Genomic DNA, 13,809 nt, shown 5'->3' with positions numbered 1-13,809 from the left:
GGGCCGAAAAAAAACCCCGCCAAGGCGGGGTCGTACTGGCCGCGCTCGGCGCGGCCGTGTGGTCGTGCCCGGGATCTTACTGTTGCGCGCCCGGTTGCGTCATCACGGTGTGGGTGCCGACGATCTCGACCACCGTGCGGCGGTTCGGAGCCTGGCAGGCCACGCGCGACTTGAAGGTGCCGTGGCAGCTCTTCGGATCCACGCGGAAGTCGGTCTTGCCCTTGCCTTCGATGTAGACCTTGTCGGCCGGGATGCCCTGGCTCACCAGGTACTCCTTGACGGCCATCGCGCGGCGCTGCGACAGCTTCAGGTTGTACTTGACGCTGCCGAAGCTGTCCGTGTAGCCGGTGGAGATCACGGTTTCCAGGTTCACTTCCTTGATCTTCTGGGCCAGTTCGTCCAGAGCCTGCTTGCCGGCGGGCAGCAGCACGGCCTTGTCGAAGTTGAAGAAGGCGTCGGCCGAGTAGGTGACCTTCTCGCTGGTCGGCACGGGCACGGGCGCCGGCGCCGGGGCCGGGGCGGGAGCCGGTTCCGCGACAGGAGCCGGGGCGGCGGCCTTGGCCACGATGGCGCCGTCGCAGCCGGTGGCGGCGGTGGCGGGGGTCCAGAAATTGTCGCGCCAGCACAGGCCGCCGGTACCGTCACGCCAGGTCTGGCCGAAAGGGCTGACCCAGTTGTTCACGTCGGGCGTGCCTTGGGCGAAAGCGGCGCTGCTGGAAGCGGCCAGGGCAGCGACGACCAGGAGTTTTCCGAGTTTTTGGGTCTTGATCATGTTCTTTCTCTCCAAAGTTGGGACCACCTGCCTATCGTACCCGGCGACACCTCCATGTGCGAGGGATTACCCCACCCCGCTCCGGGTCCACGGCCACATCTGCGTCGCTATTCTGCCACAGCGTCCCCGGCAAATGCAGCCCCTGCGGCCAAATCGCCGGGGGTTGCGCGCCCCGGGGAGCGGCTCGAGCGCGCTGTTACCATGGAATGCTTGATTTTCGAAGCGCCCGCCCGGGGCACGCCTCCTGCGGGCGCCGGCCCGGCGCTCCATCCAGGTACAGCATGTCCGTCTACGCCAAAGAAACCCTTCCAGTGAGCCTGGAAGAAGAGATGCGTCGTTCCTACCTCGATTACGCGATGAGCGTGATCGTCGGCCGTGCCCTCCCGGATGTGCGCGACGGCCTCAAGCCGGTGCACCGGCGCGTGCTGTTCGCGATGCACGAGCTGTCCAACTCCTGGAACCGGCCTTACAAGAAATCGGCGCGTATCGTCGGCGACGTGATCGGTAAATATCACCCGCACGGCGACCAGTCGGTGTACGACACCATCGTGCGCATGGCGCAGGATTTCTCGCTGCGCTACATGCTGGTCGACGGCCAGGGCAATTTCGGCTCGGTCGACGGCGATAACGCCGCGGCGATGCGCTACACGGAAATCCGCCTGGCCAAGATCGCCCACGAGATGCTGGCCGACATCGACAAGGAAACCGTCGACTTCGGCCCCAACTACGACGGCTCCGAGCAGGAACCGCTGGTACTGCCGGCGCGCATCCCCAACCTGCTGCTCAACGGCTCGGCCGGCATCGCGGTGGGCATGGCCACCAACATTCCCCCGCACAACCTGGGCGAGTTGATCGACGGTTGCCAGCACCTGCTGCGCCACCCCGACGCCGACGTCGAGACTTTGATGCAGTTCGTCCCGGCGCCCGATTTCCCCACCGCCGGCATCATCTACGGCCTGGGCGGCGTGCGCGAGGCCTACCGCACCGGGCGCGGGCGCGTGGTGATGCGCGCGCGCTGCCATTTCGAGGACATCGACCGCGGCCAGCGCCAGTCCATCATCGTCGACGAGCTGCCCTACCAGGTCAACAAACGCACGCTGCTCGAGCGCATCGCCGAGCTGGTGCGGGAAAAGAAGATCGAGGGCATCAGCCACATCCAGGACGAGTCGGACAAGTCCGGCATGCGCGTGGTCATCGAGCTCAAGCGCGGCGAGATGGCCGAGGTGGTGCTCAACAAGCTGTACAAGCAGACCCAGCTGCAGGACACCTTCGGGGTCAACATGGTGTGCCTGGTCGACGGCCAGCCGCGCCTGCTGAACCTGCGACAGATGCTGCAGGCCTTCCTGCAGCACCGCCGCGAGGTGATCACCCGGCGCAGCGTGTTCGAGCTGCGCAAGGCGCGCGAGCGCGGCCACGTGCTCGAGGGCCTGGCCGTGGCGCTGGCCAACCTGGACCGCATGATCGAATTGATCAAGGCCGCCCCCACGCCTCCGGTGGCGCGCGAGCAGCTGCTGGCCGAGGTGTGGGCGCCGGGCGAGGCGCGCGCCATGCTGGCGCGGGTCGAGGGCTCGGCGAAGGATTTCCAGCCCGCCGACCTGGATCCGCGCTTCGGCCTGAAGGAGGACGGCTACCACCTCTCCGAGAACCAGGCGCAGGAGATCCTGCAGATGCGCCTGCAGCGCCTGACCGGGCTGGAGCAGGACAAGATCGTGCAGGAGTACAAGGAGGTCATGGGCCAGATCGCCGACCTGCTCGACATCCTGGCCAAGCCCGAGCGCATCACCCGCATCATCGCCGACGAGCTGACCGCGCTGAAGACCGAGTTCTCCGACGGGCGGCGATCCAGCATCGAGCCCAACGCCACCGAACTCGACGTCGAGGACCTGATCGCCCCGCAGGAGATGGTGGTCACGATCTCCCACGTGGGCTACGTGAAGAGCCAGCCGGTGCTGGAATACCGCGCGCAGCGACGCGGCGGCCGCGGCAAGCTGGCCAGCGGCACCAAGGAGGACGACTGGATCGACCAGCTGTTCGTGGCCAACACCCACGACATGCTGCTGTGCTTCTCCAACCGCGGCCGCGTGTACTGGATGAAGGTCTACGAGGCGCCGCAGGGCGGGCGCGGCTCGCGCGGGCGCCCGCTGGTGAACCTGTTCCCGCTGGCCGAGGGGGAGAAGATCACCGCGGTGCTGCCGGTGAAGACCTTCGACGAGGAACACTTCGTGTTCATGGCCACCGCGCAGGGCACGGTGAAGAAGACGCCGCTGTCGGCCTTCGCCAACCGGCGCAGCGCCGGCATCATCGCCTGCGCGCTGGACGACGACGACTACCTGGTCGGCGTGGCGATCACCGACGGCAAGCACGACGTGATGCTGTTCTCCGACTCCGGCAAGGCGGTGCGCTTCGACGAGGAGGACGTGCGCCCGATGGGCCGCGAGGCGCGCGGCGTGCGCGGCATGAACCTGGAAGGCGGGCAGAGCGTGATCGCCATGCTGGTGGCCGAGGACGAGACGCAAAGCGTGCTCACCGCCACCGAGAACGGCTTCGGCAAGCGCACGCCGATCACCGAGTACACGCGCCACGGGCGCGGCACCAAGGGCATGATCGCGATCCAGACCAGCGAACGCAACGGCAAGGTGGTGGCGGCCTGCCTGGTGCGCGGCGACGACGAGATCATGCTGATCACCGACACGGGGGTGCTGGTGCGCACCCGCGTGGCGGAGATCCGCGAACTGGGGCGCGCCACGCAGGGCGTCACGCTGATCGCGCTGGACCAGGGCGCCCTGCTGATCGGGGTGCAGCGCGTGGCCGAATCGGACGCGCAGGTGGACGCGCAGGTGGATGCCCAGGCGGACGGCGCGGACGAGTCCGCGCAAACGAGCCCCTCCGGCGACGCCGACTCCACGCCGGAGGCGGACGGAGGCGCCGATGCCTGACCGCCGCCCCTACAACTTCTCCGCCGGCCCCGCCGCCATGCCGGAGGAAGTGCTGCGCCAGGCCGCCGGGGAAATGCTGGACTGGCAGGGTACCGGCATGAGCGTGATGGAGATGAGCCATCGCGGCGAAGCCTTCGGCCGCATCATCCACCAGGCCGAATCGGACCTGCGCGAGCTGCTGGGCGTGCCCTCCGACTACGCGGTGCTGTTCATGCAGGGCGGCGCGCTGGCACAGAACGCGCTGATCCCGCTGAACCTGTCGCGCGGCGCGCGTGCCGACTACGTGGTCACGGGCTCCTGGTCGGCCAAGAGCGAGCGCGAGGCGCGCAAGTTCTGCGACGTGCAGGTGGCCGCCCGGCCGGAGGGTGGCTTCCTGGACATTCCTCCGCTGGCCTCGTGGCAGGTGCGCGAGGATGCGGCCTACCTGCACTACTGCGGCAACGAGACCATCGACGGCGTGGAGTTTCCCGAGGTGCCCGCGGGCTTCGCGCCGCCTCTGGTGGCCGACATGTCCTCCAGCATCCTGTCGCGCCCGCTGGACGTGGCGGCCCACGGCTGCGTGTATGCCGGGGCGCAGAAGAACATCGGCCCCGCCGGGGTCACGCTGGTGATGGTGCGCCGCGAACTGCTAGGCCGTGCGCTGCCCTCCTGCCCGAGCGCCTTCGACTACGCCGTGGCCGATGCCAACGGCTCCATGTACAACACCCCGCCGACCTACGCGATCTACATGGCCGGGCTGGTGCTGCAGTGGATCGCGCGCCAGCGCGAGGGCGATTTGCGCGGCCTGGCGGCGGTGACCGAGCGCAACCGCCGCAAGGCGGCCATGCTGTACGAGTGCATCGACGCCTCCTCGCTGTACGTCAACCGCGTGGCGCCGGCGGTACGCTCGCGCATGAACGTGCCCTTCCAGCTGCGCGATCCGAAGCTGGACGCGGCGTTCCTGGAAGGCGCGCGCCAGCGCGGACTGCTGCAGCTCAAGGGCCACAAGTCGGTGGGCGGCATGCGCGCGAGCATCTACAACGCGATGCCCGAGGCCGGCGTGCGCGCGCTGGTCGATTACCTGCGCGACTTCGAGCGCAGCCACTGAACCCGCGGCGCGGGCCCGCGCCGACACGCCCCAGCATGAGCTCCGACACCGTTCTCCACCCGCTGCGCGACCAGATCGACGCGATTGATCGCGAAATCCTCGAATTGCTCAGCCGCCGCGCGCGCCTGGCGCAGGAAATCGGCACGCACAAGCACAAGCTGGGCCTGCCCGTTTTCCGCCCCGAGCGCGAGCTGGCGGTGGTGCGCAAGGTGCAGCAAGCCAACCCCGGCCCCCTGCTGGACGCCAGCCTGGCGGCGGTGTGGACCGAGATCATGTCCGCCTGCCGCGCCCTGGAAGGCGCGCAGCGCATCGCCTACCTCGGCCCGGAAGGCACCTATACCGAGCTGGCGGCGCGGCGCTTCTTCGGCTCCAGCTGCGAACTGCTGCCCTGCGCCGACCTCGACGAGGTGTTCCGCAGCCAGCTCGGCGGCGCCGCCAGCCACGCGGTGGTGCCGGTGGAGAATTCCACCGAAGGAGCCGTGGCGCGCACGCTGGACCTGCTGCTGTCGCAGCCGGCGCACCTGTGCGGCGAGATCAGCCTGCCCATCCACCACAACCTGCTGCGCCTGCGCGAGGACCCGCAAGGCCTGCGCGCGGTGCTGGCGCATCCGCAGGCGCTGTCGCAATGCCGCCAGTGGCTGGACGCCAATCTCGCCGGCGTGGAGCGCCGCGCCGTGGCCAGCAACGCCGAGGCCGCGCGCCTGGCCGCGCAGGACGAGAGCCTGGCGGCCATCGCCGGCGAGCACGCGGCCGGCCTGTACGGGCTGCGCGTGGCCGCCTCCCATATCCAGGACGAGGTCGGCAACCGCACGCGCTTCGTGGTGCTGGGCGCCGAGACTCCCGCGCCCAGCGGCCACGACCGCACCAGCCTGATCCTGGCCGTGCCCAACGTGGCCGGCGCGGTCGTGGCCATGCTGCGCCCGCTGGCCGAGCACGGCGTGAGCATGACCCGCTTCGAGTCGCGTCCGGCGCGCTCGGGGGACTGGGAGTACATGTTCTACGTCGACCTGGAGGGCCACGCGCAGGACGCTGCGGTGGCCGCCGCCCTGCAGGCGCTGCGCGCGCACTGCGCCTTTTTCAAGAACCTGGGTTCCTACCCGATCCGCCAGGACTGAACCCCCGATCCTGCACAGCCGTTTTCGAACTTCCGCCATGTCCAACGTCGCCCGTTCCACCACCGACTGGGGCACCGAATCGGTGCGCAGCATCAACCCTTACGTCGGCGGCCGCCCGATTTCCGAGGTCGCCCGCGAGTTCGGGCTCGACCCCGGTTCCATCGTCAAGCTGGCCTCCAACGAAAACCCGCTGGGCATGTCCGCGGCCGCGCGCCAGGCCATGCTGGACGCCGCGCTGGAGGCCCCGCGCTACCCCGACAACGACGCCTTCGAGCTGCGCGCCGCGCTGGCCCGGCACCTGGGCGTGGATGCCTCGTGGATCGTGCTCGGCCACGGCTCCAGCGACATCCTGGAAATGGCCGCGCGCGCGCTGCTGGCCGAGGGCGACTCCTGCGTGTACTCCCAGTACGGCTTCGTGGTCTACGCCTCGGCGGTGCAGCAGCGCGGCGCGCGGCACATCGTCGTGCCGGCGCGGGATTTCGGGCACGACCTGCCGGCCATGGCGGCGGCCATCGAGCCCACGACCCGGCTGGTCTACGTGGCCAATCCGAACAACCCCACCGGCACCCTGGCCAGCCCGGAGCAGATCGAGGCCTTCGTGCGCAGCGTGCCCGAGCGCGTGGTGATCGTGCTGGACGAGGCCTATGTCGAGTACCTGGATCCCTCGCTGCACGGCGCCAGCCTGGAGTTGCTGCGCCGCCACCCCAACCTGGTGGTCTCGCGCACCTTCTCCAAGGCCTACGGCCTGGCCGGGCTGCGCATCGGCTACTGCGCCGTGCAGCCGGCGCTGGGCGACGTGCTCAACCGCGTGCGCTCGGCCTTCAACACCAGCAACCTGGCGCAGGCCGCGGCGCTGGCCGCGCTGCGCGACCAGGAATTCGTGCGCCGTTCCTCCGAACTCAACCAGGCCGGCATGCGCCAGCTCGAAGCGGGCATCGACGAACTGGGCCTGCAGCGCGTGCCGTCGCATGGCAATTTCCTGCTCGTGCGGGTCGGCGACGACGACAAGGCCGGCGCCCGCGTGGCACGCGCCATGCTGGCGCAGGGCGTGATCGCACGCCCGGTGGACAACTACGGGCTCGGCCCCTGGCTGCGCATCTCCGTGGGCACCGAGGCGGAGAACCAGCGCTGCCTCGCCGCGCTGCGCAAGGCGCTGGCCTGAGCCCGGCCGTGGTTTCGCGAACCCCCGCCCAGCGCCCGGCGCCGCCCGCGCCGGGCGCGCTGCGGCCGCAGTTCCGCCGCCTGGCGGTGCTCGGCGTGGGCCTGCTCGGCGGCTCCTTCGCGCTGGCGGCCAAGCGAGCCGCGCTGGCGCAGGAGGTGGTGGGCTACAGCAAGTCGCCGTCGACCATCCAGGCGGCGATCAAGGCCGGCGTCATCGACCGCGGGGCCGACTCGGCGCTGCAGGCCGCGACCGGTGCCGACCTGGTGCTGCTGGCCGTACCGGTGGCGGCGATCGGGCCGCTGCTGCGCCAGATCCGGCTCGGCCTGAACGACAGCGCGCTGCTGCTGGACGTGGGCAGCACCAAGGCCGACGTGGCCGAGGCGGCGCAACAGGCGCTGGGCGAGGCGGCGCGCCAGTTCGTGCCCTGCCACCCCATCGCCGGCAGCGATCGCAGCGGCGTGCAGCACGCCCAGGTCGATCTGTTCGACGGCCGACGGGTGGTGGTCACGCCGCTGGAGGCCAACCCCGCGCGCTTCGTGGACGCCGCCACGCAGGTCTGGGAGGCGCTGGGCGGCGTGGTCTCGGTGATGGACCCGCGCGAGCACGACGCGGCCTTCGCCGCGGTCAGCCACCTGCCCCACCTGTTGGCCTTCGCCTTCGTCTACGCCATCGCGCGCCAGCCGCAGGGCTCGAGCTTCCTGCAACTGGCGGGCCCCGGATTCCGGGACTTCACCCGCATCGCCGGCAGCGACCCGACGATGTGGCGGGACGTATTCCAGGCCAACTCGGCCGAAGTGCTGCAGCAACTGCAAATGTTCAAGCAGGCCGTCGCCGGCTTCGAGGCGCAATTGCGCCAGGGCAACTGGACCGTGCTCGAATCCCTCATCCGACAGGCCAGTCAGTCGCGCCGGGACTGGGCCTCCCCCTCTCCCGCCGATGACGCGACCTGAACACCTCGACCTCCCGCCGCTGATCGGCGCCGCCGGCAGCGTGCAACTGCCCGGCTCGAAGAGCATTTCCAACCGCGTGCTGCTGCTGGCCGCGCTGGCCGAAGGCCCGGTCGAATTGCCCGGCCTGCTGGATTCGGACGACACCCGGGTGATGCTGGACGCGCTGCGCCTGCTGGGCGTGCGCGTGGAGGGCCGCGCGGGCTCGGCCGACGCGCCCGTGGTGGTTCATGGCTGCGGCGCGCGCCTGGCTCGCGGCCCCGCCGAGTTGTTCCTCGGCAACGCGGGCACCGCGGTGCGCCCGCTGACCGCGGCGCTGGCCGTGCTGGGCGGCGACTACGTGCTGCGCGGCGTGCCGCGCATGCACGAGCGCCCGATCGGCGACCTGGTGGACGCGCTGCGCGCCATGGGCTGCGCCGTCGACTATCTGGCTCAGGCGGGCTATCCGCCGCTGCGCATCGGCAGCGGGCACCCGCGCATCGATGCACCGCTGCGCGTGCGCGGCGACGTGTCCAGCCAGTTCCTCACCGCGCTGCTGCTGGCGCTGCCGCTGCTGTCGGCCGAGGCCGACATCGAGGTGCAGGTCGAGGGCACGCTGATCTCGCGCCCCTACGTGGCGCTCACGCTGGCGCTGCTCGAGCGCTTCGGGGTGCAGGTGCGCAATCACGACTGGCAGCGCTTCGTGGTGCCCGCCGGCAGCCGGCTGCGCAGCCCGCGCCGCCTGCAGGTCGAGGGCGATGCCTCCTCCGCCTCCTATTTCCTGGCTGCCGGCGCCCTCGGCGGCCTGCACGGCCAGGGCGGGCCGGTGCGAGTGCTGGGCGTGGACGCCACCAGCCTGCAGGGCGACGTGCAATTCGCCCGCGTGCTCGACAGCCTGGGCGCCGACATCGCCTGGGGCGAGGGCTGGATCGAGGCCCGCGGCCTGCGCGCCGGACGCGAACGCCTGGCCGGCGGCGACATCGACTGCGTGGCCATTCCGGACGCGGCGATGACCCTGGCGGTGACCGCGCTGTTCGCCGACTCCCCCACCTTGTTGCGGGGCATCGGCAGCTGGCGGGTGAAGGAAACCGACCGTATCCACGCCATGCGCACGGAACTGGGCAAGCTGGGCGCGCGCGTCGAGGCGGGCGAGGACTGGATGCGCGTGTGGCCGCTGGCCGAGGCCGATTGGCACGGCGCCAGCATCGCCACCTACGACGACCACCGCATGGCCATGTGCTTCTCGCTGGCCAGCTTCGGCCCCGCCGACGTGCGCATCGAGGACCCCGGCTGCGTGGGCAAGACCTTCCCCGGCTATTTCGAGGCCTTCGCGCGGGTGGCCCGCCCGGTGCCGGTGCTGGCCATCGACGGCCCCACCGCCTCCGGCAAGGGCACGCTGGCGGCGCGGCTGGCCGAGCGCCTGGGCTGGCACGTGCTGGATTCCGGCAGCCTGTACCGCGCCACCGCGCTGCGTGCCCTGCGGCTGGGCGTGGCGCTGGACGACGAGCCGCGCCTGACCGAACTGGCGCGACGCCTGCCGGTGGCCTGGCGCGACGGCGCCGTGCTGCTCGACGGCGCCGACGTCAGCCGCGAACTGCGCAGCGAGCAGGTGGGCAACGCCGCCTCGGCCATCGCCCCCCTGCCCCGGCTGCGCGAGGCCCTGCTGGGCCTGCAGCGCGCGCAGCGCCGCGCCCCGGGCCTGGTTGCCGACGGCCGGGACATGGGCACGGTGGTGTTTCCGGACGCCCGCCTGAAGGTGTTCCTGGTGGCCAGCGCGCGCACGCGCGCTGAGCGCCGGGTTAAGCAATTGATTTCCCAGGGCATTTCGACTAGACTACAGGATGTTTTGCGCGATCTTGAGTCGCGCGACGCGCGCGATGCCTCGCGCAGCGTCGCGGCGATGGCGGCCGCGCAGGACGCGTTGCCGCTGGACAACGCGGAGCTGGACGTCGATGCGACGGTGGCCCGCGTGTTGCAGTGGTGGCGCGAACGTACCTGAGCACGGCGCGCAAGGCGCGTGCCCAGGCCTTGCCACGAACCCCGCGGGGCCTCCCGCGGACGAGAAAGTCATCCATGTCTGTCAACCCCAGCGCCAGCACGTCTGGCGAATCCTTCGCCGCCCTGTTCGAGGAATCGCTCAAGACGCGCGACATGCGCACCGGTGAGGTGATCACCGCCGAGGTCGTCGGTGTCGACCCCAATTTCGTGATCGTCAACGCCGGACTGAAGTCCGACGCGTACATCCCGATCGAGGAATTCAAGAACGACCACGGCGAGGTCGAGGTCCAGGTGGGCGACTTCGTCTCGGTGGCCATCGACGCGCTGGAAAACGGCTACGGCGACACCATGCTGTCGCGCGACAAGGCCAAGCGCCTGGCGTCGTGGATGTCCCTGGAGAAGGCCCTGGAGTCCGGCGAGTTCGCCACCGGCACCGTGACCGGCAAGGTCAAGGGCGGCCTGACCGTGATGATCAACGGCATCCGCGCCTTCCTGCCCGGTTCGCTGCTCGACACGCGTCCGGTCAAGGACACCACGCCCTTCGAGGGCAAGACCCTGGAATTCAAGGTCATCAAGCTCGACCGCAAGCGCAACAACGTGGTGCTGTCGCGCCGCGCGGTGGTCGAGGCCAGCCAGGGCGAGGAACGCGCCAAGCTGCTCGAGAGCCTGAAGGAAGGCCAGATCGTGCACGGCGTGGTCAAGAACATCACCGACTACGGCGCCTTCGTGGACCTGGGCGGCATCGACGGCCTGCTGCACATCACCGACCTGGCCTGGCGCCGCGTGCGCCACCCCAGCGAGGTGGTCACCCCGGGCCAGGAGCTCGACGCCAAGGTGCTCAAGTACGACGCCGAGAAGAACCGCGTCTCCCTGGGCCTGAAGCAGATGGGCGACGATCCCTGGGTCGGCGTGTCGCGCCGCTACCCCTCGGGCACCCGCCTGTTCGGCAAGGTCACCAACCTCACCGACTACGGCGCCTTCGTCGAGATCGAGCCGGGCATCGAGGGCCTGGTCCACGTGTCCGAGATGGACTGGACCAACAAGAACGTGGCCCCGAGCAAGGTCGTGCAGCTGGGCGACGAGGTCGAGGTGCAGGTGCTGGAGATCGACGAGGATCGCCGCCGCATCAGCCTGGGCATGAAGCAGTGCCGTCCGAACCCCTGGGAGGAGTTCGCGTCGAACCACAACCGCGGCGACCGCGTCAGCGGCCCGGTGAAGTCGATCACCGACTTCGGCGTGTTCATCGGCCTGCCCGGCGGCATCGACGGCCTGGTGCACATGTCCGACCTGTCGTGGAACGAAGCCGGTGAAGCCTCGGTACGCAACTACAAGAAGGGCCAGGAAGTCGAGGCCGTGGTGCTGGGCATCGACATCGAGCGCGAGCGCATCTCCCTGGGCATCAAGCAGATGGAAGGCGATCCGTTCATGAACTTCGCCGCCATCAACGACAAGGGCAAGATCGTCAGCGGCACGGTCAAGTCGGTCGATGCCAAGGGTGCGGTGATCGATCTGGGCAACGACGTCGAGGGCTACCTGCGCGCCTCGGAGATCTCGCGCGACCGCGTGGAAGACGCCCGCAACCTGCTGAAGGACGGCGATGAGGTCTCCGCGCTGGTGATCAACATCGATCGCAAGAACCGCAGCATCCAGCTGTCGGTGAAGGCGAAGGACAACGTGGACCAGCAGGAAGCGCTGACCCGTCTGGCCGGCGAACAGCGTGAGGCCACCGGCACCACCAGCCTGGGTGCCCTGCTGCGCGCCAAGCTGGACAACCAGGGCCAGGAGTAAGCAGGACCCGCGGGAGCGGCCGCGCAGGCGGCCGCTCCCGCGGTGCAGCGACACGGCGCCGGGGCCTCGAGCCCGCGGCGCCGATTTTCTGCCCGGCCCGCCCGGGCGCCAGCCCCATTGTCCCAGCGACCATGACCCGATCCGACCTCGTCGACCAGCTCGCGGCGCGTTTCGCCCAGCTCACCCATCGCGATGCCGAACTGGCGGTCAAGACCATCCTCGACGCCCTGTCGGATGCGCTGGAGAACAGCCACCGGGTGGAAATCCGGGGTTTCGGCAGTTTTTCCGTGAGCCACCGTCCGGCCCGCATCGGCCGCAATCCGCGTTCCGGCGAGCGTGTGGTCGTGCCCGAGAAGCGCATGCCCCACTTCAAGCCCGGCAAGACCCTGCGCCAGCTCGTCGACCACGAGAATTCGCAAGATTGAGGGCTGCGCCAAGCGCGTCCTGCCCCCACCGAGGGGCCTAGAATCCTCCAGCATGTCCCGGAGCCTCCGGGTCGATCGCCGTTCGACGTCCCTCATCCGATGCGCGCCTTCAACTGGTTCGTCCGCCTGATCCTGTTCCTGCTGCTGTTCGGCCTGGCGCTGAACAACCTGGAGCCCACCGTGCTCCACTTGTTGTTCGGCACGCAGTGGCGCGCGCCTCTGTTCGTGCTGCTGCTGGCCGCCTTCGCGCTGGGCGTGCTGCTGGGCATCGCGGTCATGCTGCCCGGCTGGCTGCGCGCGCGGCGCCTGCAGCGCCATCTGGCCGCGAGCTCGCCGCTGCCGCAGGCCGAGCCCGCGCGCCCCGCGCAAGCCGCGGCGCCGAGTCCGCTGGCCGCGGGGGTGATCGATGGGACACCCGATGGAGTTTGAACTGTGGTGGCTGCTCGCGCTGCCGGCCACCTTCGGCCTGGGCTGGCTCGCCTCGCGGCTGGACCTGCTGCAGCTGCGCCATGACGGCAAGCACCGGCGCGACGCCTCGCTGGCCTATTTCCGCGGCCTGAACTTCCTGCTGAGCGAACAGCAGGACAAGGCGATCGACGCCTTCATCGAGGCGGTGACCGCCGACCCCGACACCGTCGACCTGCATTTCGCGCTGGGCAACCTGTTCCGCCGCCGCGGCGAATACGAGCGCGCGGTGCGCGTGCACCAGAACCTCTTGTCGCGCGCCGACCTGCCGGCGGCGGAGCGCCAGCGCGCGCAGATCGCCCTGGCGCAGGACTTTTTCAAGGCTGGCCTGCTCGATCGCGCCGAGGCGGTGTACACGGCGCTGACCGGCACGGCCTACCAGTCCGAAGCCCTGGCGGCGCTGCTGCAGATCCACGAGCGCACGCGCGAATGGAACTCGGCCATCGACATCGCGCAGCGCCTGGAGCGCCTGGGCGGCGGCAGCTGGGGGCGCCAGATCGCCCATTACTGGTGCGAGATCGCATTGCGCCAGCGCCGCGACGCCGACTACTCGGCGGCGCAGGATTCGCTGGACAGGGCCGGAGCCGCCGACCCGCAGGCCGTACGCCCCTGGCAGTTGCGCGCGGTCATCGCCGAGCAGCAGGGCGACTCCGCGCAGGCCTTGGCCCACCTGCGCCGCGCCGCCACGTTGCGCCCGGAATTCGCCTCGGTGCTGGCGGCCGACGTGGCACGCCTGTTTCGCGACACGCAACAGCATCAGGCCGGCCTGGAGTGGCTGCGTACGCAATTGCAGGAGAGCCCCGCCATCGAGCTGCTGGACGCGCTGCTTTCGCTGGAGCCGGACGCCGAGCAGCGGCGCCGCGTCAGCCTGCAGTACCTGCAGGCGCACGGCAGCCTGCTGGCGGCGCGCCGCGCGGTCGAGCAGGCACAGGCCTCGCCCGACAACGAGACCCTGCGCGGCGCCCTCGAACAGGCGCTGGACCGCGCGCTGGCCAACCGCCAGCGCTACCGCTGCGCCGCCTGCGGCTTCGAGGCGCGCAGCTACGCCTGGCATTGCCCGGCCTGCATGGGCTGGGACACCTATCCGCCGCGGCGCAGCGAAGAACTTTCCCTCACAGGCGCTTGAGCATGCCAT

Annotated in this window: 11 protein-coding genes; 10 read left to right on the top strand and 1 reads right to left on the bottom strand. The window is 70.2% G+C overall.

Annotated elements, in window-relative coordinates; genetic code table 11:
* Window positions 1–76 precede the first annotated feature (76 nt).
* Window positions 77–772, bottom strand: coding sequence for an outer membrane protein OmpA (gene ompA / locus D466_RS0104360; RefSeq protein ID WP_018912489.1), 696 nt, complete (start codon window positions 770–772; stop codon window positions 77–79).
* 281 nt (window positions 773–1,053) lie between these two features.
* Here ompA and gyrA point away from each other — a divergent pair, with 281 nt between their 5' ends.
* From gyrA to lapB, 10 genes are all read left to right on the top strand, one after another.
* Window positions 1,054–3,708, top strand: a complete 2,655-nt coding sequence (gyrA, locus tag D466_RS0104355) for a DNA gyrase subunit A (protein WP_026284872.1) — start codon at window positions 1,054–1,056, stop codon at window positions 3,706–3,708.
* Complete coding sequence (gene serC, locus D466_RS0104350) at window positions 3,701–4,795, top strand: 3-phosphoserine/phosphohydroxythreonine transaminase (RefSeq protein ID WP_018912487.1); 1,095 nt, start codon at window positions 3,701–3,703, stop codon at window positions 4,793–4,795. The genes gyrA and serC overlap by 8 nt, the downstream gene beginning before the upstream one ends.
* A gap of 35 nt (window positions 4,796–4,830) precedes the next feature.
* A complete protein-coding gene (gene pheA / locus D466_RS0104345) occupies window positions 4,831–5,910 on the top strand; it encodes a prephenate dehydratase (RefSeq protein WP_018912486.1) in 1,080 nt (359 codons plus the stop codon).
* 37 nt (window positions 5,911–5,947) lie between these two features.
* Entirely contained in the window at window positions 5,948–7,072 is a 1,125-nt protein-coding gene (hisC, locus tag D466_RS0104340; RefSeq protein WP_018912485.1) for a histidinol-phosphate transaminase, read from the top strand.
* Between the two features lie 8 nt (window positions 7,073–7,080).
* Entirely contained in the window at window positions 7,081–8,022 is a 942-nt protein-coding gene (locus tag D466_RS0104335; protein ID WP_018912484.1) for a prephenate dehydrogenase/arogenate dehydrogenase family protein, read from the top strand.
* Window positions 8,009–9,997 carry a bifunctional 3-phosphoshikimate 1-carboxyvinyltransferase/cytidylate kinase gene (locus tag D466_RS0104330; RefSeq protein ID WP_018912483.1) on the top strand — a complete coding sequence of 663 codons (1,989 nt, stop codon included), beginning with the start codon at window positions 8,009–8,011 and terminating at the stop codon, window positions 9,995–9,997. Before D466_RS0104335 ends, D466_RS0104330 begins: the two co-directional genes overlap by 14 nt.
* Before the next feature lie 74 nt (window positions 9,998–10,071).
* Entirely contained in the window at window positions 10,072–11,784 is a 1,713-nt protein-coding gene (rpsA, locus tag D466_RS0104325; protein ID WP_018912482.1) for a 30S ribosomal protein S1, read from the top strand.
* Between the two features lie 131 nt (window positions 11,785–11,915).
* Entirely contained in the window at window positions 11,916–12,209 is a 294-nt protein-coding gene (locus D466_RS0104320; RefSeq protein ID WP_018912481.1) for an integration host factor subunit beta, read from the top strand.
* Window positions 12,210–12,308: 99 nt separating this feature from the next.
* Complete coding sequence (locus D466_RS0104315; protein WP_018912480.1) at window positions 12,309–12,638, top strand: LapA family protein; 330 nt, start codon at window positions 12,309–12,311, stop codon at window positions 12,636–12,638.
* A complete protein-coding gene (gene lapB, locus D466_RS0104310) occupies window positions 12,628–13,800 on the top strand; it encodes a lipopolysaccharide assembly protein LapB (RefSeq protein WP_018912479.1) in 1,173 nt (390 codons plus the stop codon). Before D466_RS0104315 ends, lapB begins: the two co-directional genes overlap by 11 nt.
* Window positions 13,801–13,809 lie beyond the last annotated feature (9 nt).

Origin of the sequence: Thiomonas sp. FB-6, from assembly GCF_000377645.1 — a bacterium.
Classification (GTDB): Bacteria; Pseudomonadota; Gammaproteobacteria; order Burkholderiales; family Burkholderiaceae_C; genus Thiomonas_A.
The sequence above is the reverse complement of the archived record's forward strand: the minus strand, read 5'-3'. Positions and strand labels throughout refer to the sequence as shown.

Bases quoted from the DNA above. Each gene is read 5' to 3' on its own strand.
- ompA (WP_018912489.1), bottom strand. From the start codon at position 772: ATGATCAAGACCCAAAAACTCGGAAAACTCCTGGTCGTCGCTGCCCTG.
- gyrA (WP_026284872.1), top strand. From the start codon at position 1,054: ATGTCCGTCTACGCCAAAGAAACCCTTCCAGTGAGCCTGGAAGAAGAG.
- serC (WP_018912487.1), top strand. From the start codon at position 3,701: ATGCCTGACCGCCGCCCCTACAACTTCTCCGCCGGCCCCGCCGCCATG.
- pheA (WP_018912486.1), top strand. From the start codon at position 4,831: ATGAGCTCCGACACCGTTCTCCACCCGCTGCGCGACCAGATCGACGCG.
- hisC (WP_018912485.1), top strand. From the start codon at position 5,948: ATGTCCAACGTCGCCCGTTCCACCACCGACTGGGGCACCGAATCGGTG.
- D466_RS0104330 (WP_018912483.1), top strand. From the start codon at position 8,009: ATGACGCGACCTGAACACCTCGACCTCCCGCCGCTGATCGGCGCCGCC.
- rpsA (WP_018912482.1), top strand. From the start codon at position 10,072: ATGTCTGTCAACCCCAGCGCCAGCACGTCTGGCGAATCCTTCGCCGCC.
- D466_RS0104320 (WP_018912481.1), top strand. From the start codon at position 11,916: ATGACCCGATCCGACCTCGTCGACCAGCTCGCGGCGCGTTTCGCCCAG.
- D466_RS0104315 (WP_018912480.1), top strand. From the start codon at position 12,309: ATGCGCGCCTTCAACTGGTTCGTCCGCCTGATCCTGTTCCTGCTGCTG.
- lapB (WP_018912479.1), top strand. From the start codon at position 12,628: ATGGAGTTTGAACTGTGGTGGCTGCTCGCGCTGCCGGCCACCTTCGGC.